A 15599-nucleotide genomic window follows, 5' to 3' on the forward strand; every position below is an offset into this window, starting at 1 on the left:
GAGCTACTCCGTTGCCAGCGGCGAGTGGAAATTCAAACTGCATGCTATCCCAGCCGCATGCGCAGTCCTGAAGCGTAGCAGCGGACCTCGTTGACTTCGCCACCGCGCTGGCCTGACAGCCTCATCACGGTGGGAAAACGAGGATGGAGACACCTGTCTGCAACCGAGAACACCATGCCGGACACCGGCCACTTCGCCATCCATGCCTTCGAGGCCGCGTTCAATATTTCCGGCGACGTGGAGCGAATCATTTCGCTTACCGTGTCATGCCGTCATTGTGCGGAAATCACCTGCGCCCAGGATGCAAACCTGTTGCACCTGCCGGGCGGTACGCTGTTCCGTTGTGATGCCTGTGGCTGCCATCAGGCCATCAGCAATGCGCGCCTTTCGGACTGGCAACTGCCGCCCCTGCTGGGCGTATGAGGACGTACCATGCCGTTGACTGAAGAACAGTTCACCATCCTGCGCGCCATTGCCGATGCGCGCCCTGTAGGAAGCGATGCGGCGACGTGGGCCGTGAAGGAAGGCCTGGCGGTGCAGGCGGAAGATGCGGATATCGATCTGACCCCACACGGGCGCGACATGCTGGCCTCCCAACCGGCGCGCTGACCGGGCAGCACTGGCATTCAGCATGCACATGCCGTGGTGAGCTCATCACGGCATTTGCGCGCTGGCGGTGCGACGAACACGCGGCGTAGATCCGCCTTGCTGCAGAGTTGCGCACGCCAGCTCCCAAAGCGCGACACAGCCCTCATGCACCGCCAGCTTTCCCCCACCTGCCACGATGCGATTGCCCTGCGGGCCGGCGCGCTGGGCAGCGTGCTGGGCGTGGCGCTGTTCAAGGTCTTTGCGCTGTCTGCCGCAGCGGCCGGCTCGATGATGACGGTCGGGCTGTGGCTGCTGGGATGTGCACTGCTGGCGGCCTGGGCGTTGGCGGCCTGCCTGACCTGCCTGGCCTTGAGCCGGCGTGTGTTCGTGCTGATGCTCGCGCTGTCGACGATATTCCTGATCTGCATTGCCTGATTGGCAATCGCCCGCCTCTGAGCGTTCCCACAATTGTTACTCAATAACAAGTGCTGCCAGTCGGATTGCGCGTGAGCCAAGTCACGGATTGAATTCGATGGCCAGACCGGCCCTCTTGAGATCTCCCCATGCGCCTGCTGCAGCCCCTGCTCCGCTCCGCTCTCTGTTTCCTTGCTCTCGCTTCCATCAGTGGCTGTGCCACTTATGACGATTCGGCCATGCACGCAGCCTGCCAGGAGTCGCCGCATGTGAAGGACCTGCCGCCTGAGGTTGCCGCCCGCGAAAGCCGATGCAGCAAGAGCGTTGAGGTCTGGTCGAGCGAGCGCAAAGGCAGTGACCAGCCGCTGGACCTGAGCGGCAAGAAGAAGGATCTCTGAAAGATGGCGGCGCAGCCCTGCGCGGGCTGCGCCGGAAGTCAGGCAATCGCTTCCCTGCCAGCTGAGCTCGTCCATTCCTGTACCGCCCGCGCCAGTCCTGCCGCATCGGCGCCATCACTGGCCCAGGCGACAATGCCGTCCGGACGAACCAGCAGCGCCGACAGGCCCAGCGAATCGACAGCGGGCTGCGCGATGGACAGGATGCGGGCCCGTTCAACATCAACCGCCTCGCACAACGAGGCAGCAGCATCGAACACCAGCAGCACCGCCTGCCCTGCCCGCAGTAGTTCACCCATGCGGCGACCATCGACCAGCAGGAAATCCGGCGTGCTGCGGCCCACCAGCGGATGGGTATGGCCGAGGTCCAGCTGCTGGCCCACACCCCACACGCGCTCGGCGAGATACGTGGCGCCATCACGTGTTTCTGCCAGATCGGCGACGATGGCAGCCAGTGCACGTGAGCCCGCGCTTGGGCGCATCAATGCGACCTGCGCGCGCGACCATTCCAGCACGCGCGCGCCGATCGGATGGCGTTCGGCCTGATAGGTATCCAACAGCGCATCAGCTGCCTCGCCGCGCACGACGGCGGCGAGCTTCCAGCCAAGGTTCATCGCATCGCCCAGGCCCAGGTTCAGACCCTGCCCACCCAGCGGCGAATGCACATGTGCGGCATCGCCGGCCAGCAGCACGCGGCCACGACGATAGGCGGTGGCCTGCCGTGCGCCGTCGGTCCAGGTGGTGGCCAGATGCAGTGCGGTGATCGTTGCTTCGCGGCCGGAGATGCGGCGCAGCAGCGCCTGTGCCGATTCGCGATCAAGTGGCTGGCGGTGGCCCGCGCCGCCGTCGAAGTCGGCCAGGGCGATCGTGCCCGGCGGATTGAAGTTGCACATGCCCTGCGCGGTGGTGTGACGCCCCGGGCTGAGTACCGTCGGATCTTCCAGTTCAACACTGAGCGAGTGGCCGGTGAACTCTGGATCGGTACCAGCAAAGCTGAAACCGCACTGCTTGCGCACGGTGCTGCGGCCTCCATCGCAGCCGACCAGCCAGCGCCCGCGGAAGGCCTGTCCGCCCGCCTCGACCTGGACCTCGCCGGCCCCCATCTGCACGCTCTGCACGCCTGCACCACGCAGGATCACTGCGCCCAGCGCCTGCGCGCGCTCGGCCAGCACGGCCTCCAGCGCCTGCAGTTCCACCGCCATCTGCGTGCCGACCGGGCTGGGCAGGCGCCACGGCCAGCGACCGCTGTCGACGTTGTCCAGTGCAAACGGAATACCCGCGAAGTGACCACCCAGCTTGCGTGGCTGCGAGAGCCAGTGCGCGGTTCCCGGCGGCGGCGGGCCTTTCTCCGGCTTCAGCACCTGGCCGGCTGCCACCGCGTCCAGCAGACCGCGTCGGTCGAGCGCCTCCAGCGTCGGGGCATTCAAACCGCGCAGCCCGAACGGCAGGCGCTTCAGCGGCGAATCCGGCGAGGCCACCTGCTCCAGTACCAGCACCGCGCTTCCTGCCTGACGCAGTTCACAGGCCAGCAGCAGTCCCACCGGGCCAGCCCCGGCAATGACGACGTCGTACCGCATTGGCAATCCTCGTGAGCACCCGGTCGGCACTCTGGCGGCCTCAATGTTACACTCGGTGTACTTTTCCACAAGTGACCCGCCCATGCCCCCGCCACCCGGCCGCCGTGAGCAGCGCAAAGCCGAGACCCGACAGGCGATTTCCGACGTCGCCACCCGGCTGATCATCGAGCGCGGCTTCGAGGCGGTGTCAATGAGCGAGATCGCCGATGCCGCCGGGGTTTCGCGCAAGACGGTGTTCAACTACTTCGCCAGCAAGGAACAGCTGGTGTTCGACCGTGACGAGGAAGCGCGCCAGCTGCTGCGCGAGGGCATGGCCGCGCGCACGTCGATGACGCCGCTGGCCGCCTTCCAAGGACTGGTGCGGGAACTGCTGGACACCGGCCATCCGCTGCTGCGGATCAACGCCGGTGCGGCGTCGTTCTGGAAAACCGTGGCCCAAAGCGCCGTACTGGTGGCCCATGCGCGGCAGCTGCAGGCGCTGCTGACCGATGACCTGGCGCAGTTGATGGCTGAGTCAGCGGGGCGACCCGTCGGCGACGCCGACGCACGACTGGGTGCGACGATGCTGATGGCGTCGATGGTGGCCGCCTACGAACAGGGGCTGCGCGCCCTGTCGTTCGGCGGTGATCCGCGGCAGGTGATGGTGCCGCTGATCGTGCGCGGCGCGACGGGGACGCTGGTGGCATTGGCCAGCACACCGTATACCGACCCGGCGCAGCGCCAGTGCAGTGACATGCGGATCGGGGTGCAGGACCAGGCCCCGGCAACTACGGCCCGGGGCCCTTGATGGCAGATGTTTTACTGGACGTTGATCACCACATCGTCCGGGGCCAGGAAATTGCCGCTATTGCTGCGTGATGCCGAGATCACGTAGGTTCCGGGTGTTGTGATCGTGCCATTGCAATGCCGTACGGGCGTGGTGTTGCTACCATCGAGATTGCCGCTCGTCTCGCACAGCATCTTGCCGTTGGCAAACACATAGAAATTGCTGGTGCCATCCACCCTCCCGCCACCGGTGATGTAGATTTCCGAAGGCGAGCCGGCCACGCGTGGCAACGTTCCAACCTCGAATCGTGCCTTCACCGGGTGCGGCAACAAGCTGGGACATGTCATGACGAAACCGTCCCGCGAAAAGCAGACTTCAGCATGGGCTACTGCGGGAGCGGCCATCAGGGCCACGAGCAATACAGACGTTCTGAACTCCATTCCAGCGTCTCCAGAAGATCCCAGCGGAATCGCTGGGACCACCGTGGTAGCGATGATCGTGTTACAGGGGCATGAAGCAAAAGGAAAGAGCAGCGCTGCCCGCGAATGGCCGCGCCGCTGAAAGCGCCTGATATCGGGCATCTGCAGGAAAATGACGCGTCGTGCACCCATGCGTGCGGGATGTCCATCCATCCCTGCCAGATGATCAGCGCCGCGATGTGTCCGGCCCTGATCGTTCAGTCGGCGCAGGGAGCACGAAAGATGAGCGACGTGATCGTCAACCGGAGCAGGACACCAGCATCGAGCGGGTGACCATCTGGGTGGAGGTGAAGCCGTTCTTGTTGCCGACCGCGATGGCGTTGCCCTCATCGCCATCCTTGCTGAAGACCACGTAGCCACCGGGGCACATCTGCCCGGYCTTCTCGTAGCAACCGCTCCAGGAACTGGAGCCGCTGCAGTCGATGGAAACGCCACGGCGGCCATCCGGGGTGACGGTCATCTTGGCGGTGGTGCAGCCGGTCATCGTGGCGAGGAACAGCAGCGGAACGAACAACTTCATGGTGACTCCAGGGATGGGAACTGCGAATGGGCGCCAAGGCTGGAGCGCCTGGATTGCGTGAACCTTGCGCCGGACCTTCGGCTTCACCACCTGCCGCCATGGTCTTCCGGCAGATGCGGAGGCACGCCATGTTCACGCAATGTTCCTGTAATACGGTGCCGGCGCGTGCCGAACCGCCCTTCTGCGGCCTCTCCCTGCCCAAGCCCTGCTGATGCACATCCTGCTGATCGAAGACGAAGCCGAACTGGCCGCCACCCTCAAGTCCGCCCTGCAGCGCGAGCGCTATGTAGTGGACGTGGCCAATACCCTGGCACTGGCGCGGGAGGCGGCCCTGTGCGGCCTGCACGATCTGGTGCTGTTGGACCGCACCCTGCCTGATGGCGATGGCCTGGCGTTGATTTCGGTGCTGCGCGAGCGCAACCCCGGGGTGCCGATCATCGTGCTGAGCGCGCTGGGCCAGTTGCCGGACCGGATTGCCGGCCTGGATGAAGGCGCCGATGACTACCTGGCCAAACCCTTCGCGCTGGAGGAGCTGTTCGCGCGGATCCGTGCTGCTGGCCGTCGTCCAAGCGGATTGCAAGTGGAGTCCATCAGCATCGGCCGATTGGTGTTCGACCCCGCCTCGGGCGAGGCCAGTGTGGACGGCCAGCGGCTGGAGCTGCCGCGGCGCGAGATCCGGGTGCTGGCCGCCCTCGCACGGCGCCTGGGCCGCACCGTGCTGCGCGAATCCATCGAGATGGCGGTGTATGGCTTCGACGACGGCATCCATTCCAACACCCTGGATTCGCACGTCTCGCGCCTGCGCCGAAAACTCGCTGACGCCGATGCGGGCGTGGAGATCCACGCCATTCGCGGGGTTGGCTATCTGATGCGGGAAAGCAAGTGATGGCGCGTCGCCCGTCGTTGAAGCGACCGCTGATCGTCAAGACGCTGATCTACCAGTTGCTGGCCCTGCTGGTGGCCTTCTTCGCCCTGCTGATGGTGCTGGTTCGTGCCGACAGCGGTGGCTACTACACCATCCAGACCTTCGCACCGGTGGCGGCCGAGGCGGTGCACCGCGACCGCAACGGCGAACTGTACGTGCAGCACACGCCGGAGCTGGCCGAACTGCTGAAGATCGTCCCCGGTGCCTGGTTCATCGCCGAGGACGAGCATGGGCACCACGTCACCTTCGGTCATGTGCCACCGGCCTATGCCTCGCTGGTCGGCGCCCTCGATGGCATCCCCTATGGCGACCTGCGCGGGCGTGATCGCAGCGATGGCCTGGCCGTGGTGGTACGCCAGCACGGCGGACCGGCCGGCAAGCTGACCATCATGGCCCATGGCGAAACCGATTCACTGACCATGCAGATGGCGTTGGCCGCGCACATCATCACCCTGCCGATCTTCCTGCTGCTGGCGCTGGCCACCATCATCCTGACGCCGATCATCGTGCGGCGGGCACTGGCCGGTGTCGAGCGCATCGCGCAGGAAGCCCGCAACATCTCGGCCAGCCGTCGTGGCATCCGCCTGACCGAGACCGCGGTGCCGGTGGAGATCGCGCCGCTGGTGACCGCCGTCAACGATGCATTGGGTCGGTTGGATGAAGGACACGAGCGGCAACGCCGTTTCATCGCCGCAGCGGCGCATGAGTTGCGCACGCCGATCGCGATCCTGCGGGTAAAGATCGATGCCGCTGATGATTCGACTTCGCGCAGCTTTGCCGTTGAAGTCGCGCGTCTGGCGACCCTGGCCGAGCAGCTGCTGGACCTGCACCGCATGGAAGAGGACGGTCCAAAGGAAACCCTCAACCTGGCCCGGGTGGCCAAACGGGTGGCCGCCGATCTTGCGCCCCTGCTGATCCAGTCGGACAAGACGGTGGCGGTGGCGGTGGAACCACACTTCCCGGTGCTGGGTGAGGCTGGCGCGGTCGAACGGGTGATCTCCAACCTGGTGTTGAATGCCGCCGAGCACGGTGGCCGCCAGATCATCGTGCGGGTGCAGGGCAGCTGCCTGGAAGTGGAAGACGATGGCCCCGRCATTCCGGTGGACCAGCGCGAACGTGTGTTCGAGCCGTTCCAGCGACTGCGCCCACGCCAGACCGGTGCGGGCCTGGGACTGAACCTGGTGCGGCAGGTGATCGACCGTCACGGTGGCCATGTCACGATTCTGGATGCCCCTGGTGGCGGCGCGCTGATCCGCGTCGAATTCCCACAGCACCCGGGCGTTGTCTCTGCGCCATCGGTAGAGCAGTGAGGACGTCCGCACATCGGTGACTGCCGCCTGTCCGTGCGCTGCAGACAGCGATGACACGCAAGGTTGCGGCAATGTTCGCTGCGCAGCATCGAATCGATGGCATCTGCGCTGCCATCGCGTTCCATCCTGACAGGAAGCCTGCACGTGACCGAAGGAGTTCCTCCACCCTCCTCCTCTAGCCGATCCCGCACGACACCAGCCACATCCGGTTTGACCGCGGCTGCGTGGAATAGACGCTCGCATGCCGATCGCGCGCGCGGACTGCCGCATTGGCCACAGTGGCTGCGCGCGATACCTACTGCGAAGCGTCCGAACGTGCTGATGCGCCTTTTTGCCGCGCTGTTCCTGTTGCTGCCCGGCAGTGCACTGGTGGTTTCAACGCACCGCCATGCACACGCAGCACTGACCAGCGCAGTGCTGCTCTTCGTCGTCGCACATGCCGTGCTGCACGCGCTGTCCGCATGGCGATCAACYACAGMGCGAACCCTCCCTGCTGCTCTGCGCAACATGGACACGCATGCAGCGTGGATGATGCTGGCAAGCGCGTGGGTCCCGCTGGTGATACATCGCGTGCACGCGCAGCCGACCAGCACACTCGCTGCCGCAGGGCTGGTGATCGGCACGCTGTGCCAGCTCTGCAGCCTGCGCATGACATCCGACCGTCTGCGCAGCGCATTGCTGGTGCTGGGCAGTGCCTTGCAGTTCGTCGCCGTGGCGCTGGTCATCGCCATGGAAGTGACCTGACAACCACGACAGCGCCGCAAGGTTCACGCAATCCATCACCTTGAGACTCGACGGCCATCCACGCCCGGCACCCGGAGCGTGCATCTCTCCTGCCGCGAGGACCACCGATGACCTGCTCCTTCTGGATGCTGTGCGAATGAGCACAGCACCGCGTAAACACCGCCGACTGCTGATGACCGCCGGTGCCGTACTGTGCACTGCCATTGCCGTCTGGTTCTGGCTCCGACCGGCACCGCCGCCACCGCTGCAGCTCGCGCCCGTGGTGCGCGGAAACATCGAACAGGTGGTGGAAGCCACCGGCACCCTCAAGCCATCGCGACTGGTAAGCGTGGGCGCGCAGGTTTCCGGACGCATCGAAACCCTGTACGTGAAGCTGGGCGACAAGGTGAAGGCAGGTGACCCGATTGCCGACATCGACTCCCGTACCCAGCGCAATGCACTGCTGAGTGCGCAGGCAGCACAGCGCACCGCACGCGCCAACCGCGATGCACTGGCCACCGATCTGCGCCAGCTCGAACTGACCCTGCGGCGGCAGCAACGGCTGGTCGCATCGCAGCTGGTTGCCCGCGCCGACTTCGACGCGGCCAACGCCAAGGTGGAGGCAACCCGCGAACAGATCAAAGCGCTGGATGGGGAGATCGTGCAGCGGCAGACCGAGGTGGACATCGCGCAGACCAATCTGGAATACACCCGCATCACCGCGCCTACCGATGGCACGGTGCTGGCGGTGGTCGCCCGCCAGGGGCAGACGGTGAACGCGGTACAGAGCGCACCCACCATCGTCATGCTGGGCAACCAGGACGTGATGACCGTCTATGCCGAAATCTCCGAGGCCGACGTTGTGCACACCACGGTCGGCCAGGAAGCCTTCTTCACCATCCTTGGCGATGCGGGCCGCCGCTACAGCAGCACGCTGCGCGACATCGCGCCCGCGCCCGAATCGATCACCAACGAAGATGCATCCAGCCTCACGTCACCGGCGTTGTCCGCCGGCAGCCGTACCGCCATGTACTACAACGGCCAGTTCGACGTGGACAACCGTGATGGGCGCCTGCGCAGCTACATGACCGCCCAGGTACGCATCGTGCTCGGCCGTGCCAACAACGTGCTGACCATCCCCTCCGCCGCGCTGGGTGCGCGGGCCGGCGATGGCAGCTACAGCGTGCAGGTTCGCGGTGCAGACGGGCGCGCAGTGGCGCGGCGCATCGCCATCGGGCTGGATGACCAGATCCAGGTGGAAGTACGCAGCGGCTTGAAGCAAGGCGAGCAGGTGGTTCTGGCTCAAGCCGGCGACGAAGACGCCGCCGCACCCGCGCAGCCCCGATGAGCGCCCCCATGAGCGAGCCTCTGCTGAGCGTACGTGGGCTGCGCCGTGAATTCGCCGCCGGCGAGCAGACGCTGGTGGTACTGGACGGTGTGGACCTGGACATCCATGCCGGTGAACTGGTGGCCATTGTCGGCCAGTCCGGCTCGGGCAAGTCGACGCTGATGAACATCCTCGGCTGCCTCGATCGCCCCTCTGCCGGCGAATACCAGATTGCAGGGCGCCAGACCGCGCAGATGTCGCCCGAWGAACTGGCCGAACTACGCCGCGAACACTTCGGCTTCATCTTCCAGCGTTACCACCTGCTGGCCGACCTGACCGCGCTGGGCAACGTGGAAGTGCCGGCGATCTATGCCGGCATGCCCTCCCCCGCGCGCCAGGCGCGGGCCGCCGAACTGCTGGCGCGGCTGGGCCTGAGTGAACGCATGCAACATCTGCCCGGCGAGCTGTCGGGGGGCCAGCAGCAACGCGTGTCGATTGCCCGCGCACTGATGAATGGCGGTGCGGTGATTTTCGCCGACGAACCGACCGGCGCCCTGGATACACAGTCGGGCAAGGAAGTGATGAAGATCCTCGGCGAGCTGCATGCCGAAGGCCACACCGTGGTGCTGGTGACCCATGACATGGCGGTGGCCGAACACGCCCAGCGCATCATCGAGATCCGCGATGGTCGGATTGTCGATGATCGTGCCACCGGTGCTGGCTCGGCAGCGGGCGTGGCGCCGACCGCGATRCCGCAACGCAACGATGGCATCGGCTGGCAGGCCGTGCGTGATCGCTTCTCCGAGGCCTTCCGAATGGCCCTGCGCGCCATGAACGCACACCGCATGCGTACCTTCCTGACCATGCTCGGCATCATCATCGGCATCGCCTCGGTGGTGTCGGTGGTCGCGCTGGGTACGGGCGCGCGTCAGGCCATCCTGTCCAACATCTCTTCGCTGGGTACCAGCACCATCGAGATCTATCCAGGCTCCGGCTTTGGCGACCTGCACGCGGCGCGGGTGGAGACCCTTACCCCGGGTGACAGCGTGGCCCTGGCCGGGCAACCGTTCGTGGACAGTGCCACCCCTGGCGTAGCCACCACGGGTACTGCGATGCGCGGCAACCGCTCCGCCAGCGTGCAGGTGCAGGGCGTCAGCGAACAGTACTTCCGCGTGCATGGATTGAAGCTGGGCGAAGGCACCTTCTTCGGCGCGCAGGGTGTGGCTGGCTACCAGCAGGTGGCGATCATCGACGCCAACACCCGCGCGCGCTTCTTCGCCGCAGCCGAGAACCCCATCGGGCAGACCCTGCTGCTGGGCACCGTGCCGGTGCGCGTGGTGGGTGTAGTGAAGAAAGATGCCGGCGCCGCCGGCGACGCCTCGCTGCTACGGGTATGGATGCCCTACACCACCGCCATGGCGCGGGTGTTGGGCCAGAGCCATGTATCCAGCATCACCGTGCGCGTATCCGATGCGATCAGCATGGAAGCGGCCGAGCAGGCCATTGCACGATTGCTGACCCGCCGCCACGGCAGTACCGACTTCTTCATGAGCAACAACGCGCAGATCCGCCACTCGATTGAACAGACCACCGGCATCCTCACCATGATGATCAGCTCCATTGCCGCCATCGCGCTGGTGGTCGGCGGTATAGGAGTGATGAACATCATGCTGGTATCAGTGACCGAGCGCACCCGTGAGATCGGCGTACGCATGGCCGTGGGCGCGCGGCGCAGCGACATCCTGCAGCAGTTCCTGATCGAGTCGGTGCTGGTGTGCCTGCTTGGTGGTGTGCTGGGCATTGGTGTGGCGTTGCTGCTGGGCGCAGTGCTGGCACTGGCCGACGTGGGCTTCAGCCTGGTGTTTTCAGCGAATTCAATCATCGCGGCGTTCGCGTGTTCCAGCCTGATCGGGATCGGCTTCGGCTTCTTACCTGCACGGCGCGCGGCGCAGCTGGATCCGGTGGAAGCGCTGGTCCGGTAATCACCGCAATTGACTGCGGTGACGGCAGGTTCGCGCAATGTCTGCGGTGTGTACTGCAGCTACCGACGATGTCCGCACAGGAGCTGGACGATGTTTCTGAAAACAGGAAGAAATGCGCTGCTACTGGCAGCAACCGCGCAGCTGCTGGTGCTGCTGCCCTACTCGGGCGATGCCCATGCGCAGCGTGGCGACCGCCACAACCCGCAGTGGAACCAGGACTATCGTGACCGCGAGCGCGATGACTGGCAGCGCCGCGAGCGGGAGCGTGACCGGGAACGCGAGCGCCGGCACGACGCCAAGACCACGGGCGTGGTGGTGGGCGTCGTGGGCGCGGCCGTGGTGGCGGGCGTGATTGCGGCAGCGGCGAAGCGCGAGCGGGAAACACGCGAGCGCGCCGATTACTGCATGAACCGCTACGGCAACTATGACCGCCGCACCGACAGCTATCGCGACCGCGATGGCTACACCTACCCCTGCCGCTGACTCCCTCGCTCAAGGACTACATGCAATGCATATGAACAAGACCGCCCTGTTGATCGCGCTGTGCGCCGCCCCGCTGCTTGCACAGGCGGCGCCAGCCGACCCGAAACAGGCCTATATCGATTCCACCTTCACCGCGATGGACAGCAACAAGGACGGTCGCGTCGACAAGGGCGAGTTTGCTACGTATCAGCAGGCACGCTTCAGCAAGCAGGCTGACTCGATCGATGCCGCGTTCGCTGCGATGGACAAGAACAAGGACGGAAAGATCAGCAAGGAAGAAGCGACCGTGGTGCCGGAAATCGCGAAGTACTTCACGGGGCTGGATACCGACGGCGATGCCTACCTGTCGCTGAAGGAAATGCAGCAGGCGATGGTGGCGGCGCAGACTGCCGACGCACCGGGGAAGTGACGGGTGCGGGGGCAATGGGAATACCCCACTGCCCCTTGCTGTGCACTATGCCAGGCGCATTGCCGGATGCTCGCGCACCTGGTTGTCCAGTTCCTGCTGCTGACGCTGGGACTGGGCCTGTTGCCGTTCTGCACTGGCCAGCTCCAGACGCTGCAACGACTGCTCTACCGGCGTCTGCACGGCCACATCGGTGGGCATGGAAGCCCTCAGGTGTGCCGGGTCGTTCATCTCGCCCTGCACCACGAACACGTTGCGGCCCGCTGGGCTGTCCGCCGTCTGCGCGCTGAGCAGCACATGGTCGGCACGGTCCAGGTTGTTCTGCCGRGCMAGGRCCATCACGCTGGCSGTCAGWCGTTCACTGYTTTCRTCCGGCGTGCGTCCTGCTCTGGCATCGATGCCGGCGACATGCCCGCTGACCTGCTGCAGCAGACTGTACTCGGCGTGGTCCGGGCCAATGTCTGCCAGACGGGTGGGTGTGCGCTTGAGATCCGGCAGGCCATCTGCCGATGCGGTAAGCGGACTGCGGGTGATGGTTCGGTACGGATCTTCCGGGTGGAACTGGGTGGCCTTCTGCTGCCGCTCCAGGCGGACTTCGCGGGCATCGTTGAGTTCGGCGATGCGGGTCGGATTGGTGATCTCGCGCAGCGAACTGTGGCCGCCGCCGGAGGTGACACTGGCCCACTTGCCGTCCTTTTCAAAGTACAGCGCGTAGGAATTGAGGCCGCCAATGACGTTGGGGTCGACCGAGGAGCGGCCACCCAGGGCCTGGGTGACTTCATGGAACGTCAGCGTGCCGAGGTACTGGCTCCCCTTGCTCAATCCCATCTGGGTGATCGCATCGCGGCTGGTACTTCCCACCCGCGGGAGTCCGGCCCCATCGTTGTCGAGCATGTTGGTCCAGATCTGCTCCAGCTTCTGCGGGCCACTCTTTTCCAGTGCGGCCTGAAGGAGCACGCGGGGTGTCCAGCAATTGGGATCCAGGCGATGCTGCTCGAACGCACGGTCGTGCGCGGTCATCACATCCTTGCCGGGCAGGTTCAAGGCAAGATCCGGGCGCTGCTGCTGCGACCAGTACTGCCGCAACACGAGGTCCTGCTTGAGCAGACTCTGTCCGAAGGCTTCCCATTGCCGTTCACTCAACACCGCATTGGGGAAGCGTGAACCATCGTCGTGCTGCGTTCTCGCATGTTCCTGTGCGTAGCTGTTTGCCACCCGCCCGGGCAGGCTGTCGTTGCGCACAACGCCCAACGCCAGCGTTCCATAACCGTCTGCACCGGGAAGCTGCGAGAGATAGTTCCAGTAGAGCTCCCGGTTGCCCGAATCCGCATAGGCAGTGAGGATCCTGATGTCCTTCTGGGTCAGTCCACCCATGACTTACTCCTTGAATTGTCTTCGGATCACCTGGCCTTGGTGCGTGCCAAGGCATCCCGTACCGCGTCTTCCATGCGCTTCCAGTCCTTCAGGAATGCCCGCTTGTAGTTCAAGGTGATCGAGAGCTTGTTCTCGACATCCACGAAATAGTGCGTACATCCTGCCGCCACCGGGTCGTCGAGGTCGATGACCTGATCGCCTTCCAGGCGCACGCCATCACCCCGGAACGAGGTGGTCTCGCACTTTATGAATGTGGTGAGCTGACCATCTTCGTTGCGCGCAACATACCAGTCATCTTCATAGGCCGGGTTTCGAACAGGAGGCTTGCCGTAGCGGGCCTCGTAGTCCTTTGAATAGCGGGCCATCTTCTCTTCATCGATGGCATAAGGGACCAGCCCCAGCGTCGCTGGCCGGRCAATCCGCAGGTCCAGGCGTGCCCGTGGATCACCACGTTCCACCGATCCCTCCTCGGTGATGGCCTCGTTGGACGACAGTCGCGCAAGCGACGTTTCGATTGGAATCCTGTCGATGTAGTTCACCGCCACCGCGATCTCCTTGCGGAAATCATTGGTCCTCGGATTCGCCCGTGCGCCCGGCGCCGTCGGCTTCATGTCAGGCCATTCGATAACCAGCGTCACCCCCTCCCCCGGCCAAGGCGCAATCTGGCTGTCCAGATAATTGGCGGGGATGCGGAAGGTATTCGGCCCCAGCTTCACGTCCACGGGCGCGTCGGTGTAGGTGTGGCCGTTGAGGGTACGGCCGGTCTGCGTTGCGCCAGGCATGGCGGGATTCCTTTCGTGTTCGGTGGATGGCGGTCGTGCGCAGGCACTGGCGCTCACAGCGACGGCGATTGCGAGTGCCAGGCACCGGCCGGAGGACATCGGGTGCATCGGGCCATTCCATTGCGGGGTTTGGATCCACTATAGGCAAAGGCCGATCAACGGGACAGGAACGTCATCACTACCCGCCCACGATCAGAATTTTCCTACGCACCTCCATCGCCGTGCCAGTTGGCACCTTCACCGCCACTGCAGATCGACGTGGCACTGCGGGCAGGAGTGGTAGGCAGATGCCGGGCGGACCGCGAGTGCGCCCACAATGCCGATCAGTATCGACATGGCCAGCATCCCGGTGACGCCCATCAATAAGAAACCAACTGCACCGCCAAGCAGCGCCAGAAACGTGAAGGCCCACCCGGAGCTAGACCAATGCCCGCGGCCATTGCGGATGGCCATCGGTCCGCGGTATCCGCAGGCAAGGCAGATTGTCGATATTGTGCTGCCAGGCGGCGCTGGCCGCGAAGACGGCTTCATGCCCCACCCCCGCCTTACGATGCTACAAATAATGTAGCATACGGAATGGGGGTCGGTTGCCATCCTGTAGACCGTTACAGGATGCGCCCAGGCGGTTAATGTCCCCCACACCTCTCCGCGACCAGTTCACCAAGCGCCTCAAAGAAGCGCGCTTGGCGATGGGTATTTCCCAGCGTGAGCTGGGCCGGCGCATTGGCTTGTCTGAAGATGTGGTGTCCAGCCGGGTGACACGCTACGAGCAGGGCGCGTCGGAGCCGGACTTTGCCACTGCCGGAAAGATGGCTGCCGAACTGGGTGTTCCGCTGGCCTATCTTCTGGCCGATAGCGATGCACTGGCCAATGTCATTCTCGCCGCCGCTAGGTTGCCGCATGCAGAGCAGCGACGACTGGCGACGGAATTGAAAGAGCGGGCGAAGCGGTCGAGCGGCGCAGAGCAAGCAGAAAGCGACAGCGACTAGCACGGCGCTTGAACCGCAGGCATGGGGACCACGTTGGAAGTCCCCACCCTTCCCGTTGCGGCGCACCTGTGAATCAAGGGTCAAGATAGCGCTCTACCTGCAGCGACAGTGCTTCGCATGCATCAAACAGACCATCGACCATGGCCGCCGACGGATAGAAGCCCGGATCGTCGTTCTCCCGCGCTACGTGTGCGGCGTGCAACATGGCAGTGAGCGCGGTGATGCCCGATGCACTTCGAGTGGCCAAGGCCAAGTCGAAAGCACGACCGGGCGTGAGGCGATTTTCGGACCACGGTGTGCCGTCCGCACGATGGCCTTTGCCGTGGCCTTGCAGGAACGTGAAGAACGCAGAGGGAGGCGCGGACTCGGCGACATCGCTGAGTGCGTCTTCCATCTTTTCGGCGAGAGCATTGGGAAGATCGCGCACGGAATCGCCGAGCAGCGCGTGCAGACGGGGATAGTCGGGAAGCAGGTCAGACATGGCGGCAACCTCACGGTGTGGCCACCTGCAGATGCAAGGTGGCGGACGGTGCGGGTTGGCGTGCCGGATACATGACGC

Annotated in this window: 20 protein-coding genes; 13 read left to right on the plus strand and 7 right to left on the minus strand. The window is 64.8% G+C overall.

Annotated elements, in window-relative coordinates; translation table 11 throughout:
• Nucleotides 1-174: 174 nt before the first annotated feature.
• The 4 genes from AC1DJN_RS13970 (at nt 175) to AC1DJN_RS13985 (ending at nt 1400) form a co-directional block, all read left to right on the plus strand.
• Entirely contained in the window at nt 175-423 is a 249-nt protein-coding gene (locus tag AC1DJN_RS13970; protein WP_025878727.1) for a hypothetical protein, read from the plus strand.
• Between the two features lie 9 nt (nt 424-432).
• Nucleotides 433-609 carry a hypothetical protein gene (locus AC1DJN_RS13975; RefSeq protein WP_165780900.1) on the plus strand — a complete coding sequence of 59 codons (177 nt, stop codon included), beginning with the start codon at nt 433-435 and terminating at the stop codon, nt 607-609.
• A gap of 144 nt (nt 610-753) precedes the next feature.
• On the plus strand, nt 754-1023 hold the full coding sequence (locus AC1DJN_RS13980) for a hypothetical protein (protein ID WP_032976223.1): 270 nt from the start codon (nt 754-756) through the stop codon (nt 1021-1023).
• A 128-nt stretch (nt 1024-1151) separates the two neighbouring features.
• Entirely contained in the window at nt 1152-1400 is a 249-nt protein-coding gene (locus tag AC1DJN_RS13985; protein WP_032976225.1) for a hypothetical protein, read from the plus strand.
• 38 nt (nt 1401-1438) lie between these two features.
• Here the strand turns inward: AC1DJN_RS13985 and AC1DJN_RS13990 are convergent, their stop codons facing one another.
• Nucleotides 1439-2974, minus strand: a complete 1536-nt coding sequence (locus tag AC1DJN_RS13990; RefSeq protein ID WP_032976226.1) for an FAD-dependent monooxygenase — start codon at nt 2972-2974, stop codon at nt 1439-1441.
• Nucleotides 2975-3056: 82 nt separating this feature from the next.
• On the opposite strand from AC1DJN_RS13990, the gene AC1DJN_RS13995 reads away from it, so the two are divergent.
• On the plus strand, nt 3057-3761 hold the full coding sequence (locus AC1DJN_RS13995) for a TetR/AcrR family transcriptional regulator (protein ID WP_081794560.1): 705 nt from the start codon (nt 3057-3059) through the stop codon (nt 3759-3761).
• A gap of 11 nt (nt 3762-3772) precedes the next feature.
• Here AC1DJN_RS13995 and AC1DJN_RS14000 read toward each other — a convergent pair whose 3' ends face one another.
• Together AC1DJN_RS14000 and AC1DJN_RS14005 are read right to left on the minus strand one after the other, a co-directional pair.
• The gene (locus AC1DJN_RS14000; RefSeq protein WP_235189945.1) at nt 3773-4351 is read right to left on the minus strand and encodes a hypothetical protein; all 579 of its coding nucleotides are present in this window, start codon (nt 4349-4351) and stop codon (nt 3773-3775) included.
• Nucleotides 4352-4457: 106 nt separating this feature from the next.
• Nucleotides 4458-4739, minus strand: a complete 282-nt coding sequence (locus tag AC1DJN_RS14005; protein WP_478039338.1) for a hypothetical protein — start codon at nt 4737-4739, stop codon at nt 4458-4460.
• Nucleotides 4740-4950: 211 nt separating this feature from the next.
• On the opposite strand from AC1DJN_RS14005, the gene AC1DJN_RS14010 reads away from it, so the two are divergent.
• From AC1DJN_RS14010 to AC1DJN_RS14040, 7 genes are all read left to right on the plus strand, one after another.
• A complete protein-coding gene (locus AC1DJN_RS14010; protein WP_032976230.1) occupies nt 4951-5625 on the plus strand; it encodes a response regulator transcription factor in 675 nt (224 codons plus the stop codon).
• Nucleotides 5625-6974, plus strand: a complete 1350-nt coding sequence (locus AC1DJN_RS14015; RefSeq protein WP_478039339.1) for a sensor histidine kinase — start codon at nt 5625-5627, stop codon at nt 6972-6974. The genes AC1DJN_RS14010 and AC1DJN_RS14015 overlap by 1 nt, the downstream gene beginning before the upstream one ends.
• 321 nt (nt 6975-7295) lie before the next feature.
• Nucleotides 7296-7718 (plus strand): hypothetical protein, encoded by a 423-nt coding sequence (locus AC1DJN_RS14020; protein ID WP_478039340.1) that lies wholly within the window; start codon nt 7296-7298, stop codon nt 7716-7718.
• Between the two features lie 136 nt (nt 7719-7854).
• On the plus strand, nt 7855-9045 hold the full coding sequence (locus tag AC1DJN_RS14025; RefSeq protein ID WP_282280519.1) for an efflux RND transporter periplasmic adaptor subunit: 1191 nt from the start codon (nt 7855-7857) through the stop codon (nt 9043-9045).
• Nucleotides 9042-11006, plus strand: a complete 1965-nt coding sequence (locus tag AC1DJN_RS14030; RefSeq protein WP_478039341.1) for a MacB family efflux pump subunit — start codon at nt 9042-9044, stop codon at nt 11004-11006. The genes AC1DJN_RS14025 and AC1DJN_RS14030 overlap by 4 nt, the downstream gene beginning before the upstream one ends.
• 90 nt (nt 11007-11096) lie before the next feature.
• Nucleotides 11097-11489, plus strand: coding sequence for a hypothetical protein (locus AC1DJN_RS14035; protein WP_282280521.1), 393 nt, complete (start codon nt 11097-11099; stop codon nt 11487-11489).
• A gap of 31 nt (nt 11490-11520) precedes the next feature.
• Nucleotides 11521-11898 (plus strand): EF-hand domain-containing protein, encoded by a 378-nt coding sequence (locus AC1DJN_RS14040; RefSeq protein WP_282280522.1) that lies wholly within the window; start codon nt 11521-11523, stop codon nt 11896-11898.
• A 45-nt stretch (nt 11899-11943) separates the two neighbouring features.
• Here the strand turns inward: AC1DJN_RS14040 and AC1DJN_RS14045 are convergent, their stop codons facing one another.
• From AC1DJN_RS14045 to AC1DJN_RS14055, 3 genes are all read right to left on the minus strand, one after another.
• Nucleotides 11944-13269: a Smlt3024 family type IV secretion system effector gene (locus AC1DJN_RS14045; protein ID WP_478039342.1), complete on the minus strand. Its 1326-nt coding sequence runs from the start codon at nt 13267-13269 to the stop codon at nt 11944-11946.
• 26 nt (nt 13270-13295) lie between these two features.
• The gene (locus AC1DJN_RS14050; protein WP_478039343.1) at nt 13296-14159 is read right to left on the minus strand and encodes a Smlt3025 familytype IV secretion system inhibitor; all 864 of its coding nucleotides are present in this window, start codon (nt 14157-14159) and stop codon (nt 13296-13298) included.
• 129 nt (nt 14160-14288) lie between these two features.
• On the minus strand, nt 14289-14504 hold the full coding sequence (locus AC1DJN_RS14055; protein ID WP_032976240.1) for a hypothetical protein: 216 nt from the start codon (nt 14502-14504) through the stop codon (nt 14289-14291).
• A gap of 176 nt (nt 14505-14680) precedes the next feature.
• Between AC1DJN_RS14055 and AC1DJN_RS14060 the strand changes: the two genes are divergently transcribed.
• Nucleotides 14681-15040 carry a helix-turn-helix domain-containing protein gene (locus AC1DJN_RS14060; protein WP_032976241.1) on the plus strand — a complete coding sequence of 120 codons (360 nt, stop codon included), beginning with the start codon at nt 14681-14683 and terminating at the stop codon, nt 15038-15040.
• Between the two features lie 73 nt (nt 15041-15113).
• Here AC1DJN_RS14060 and AC1DJN_RS14065 read toward each other — a convergent pair whose 3' ends face one another.
• Nucleotides 15114-15521, minus strand: coding sequence for a hypothetical protein (locus AC1DJN_RS14065; protein WP_442251183.1), 408 nt, complete (start codon nt 15519-15521; stop codon nt 15114-15116).
• Between the last annotated feature and the right edge of the window lie 78 nt (nt 15522-15599).

The organism is Stenotrophomonas sp. 05L414_2, assembly GCF_056397905.1.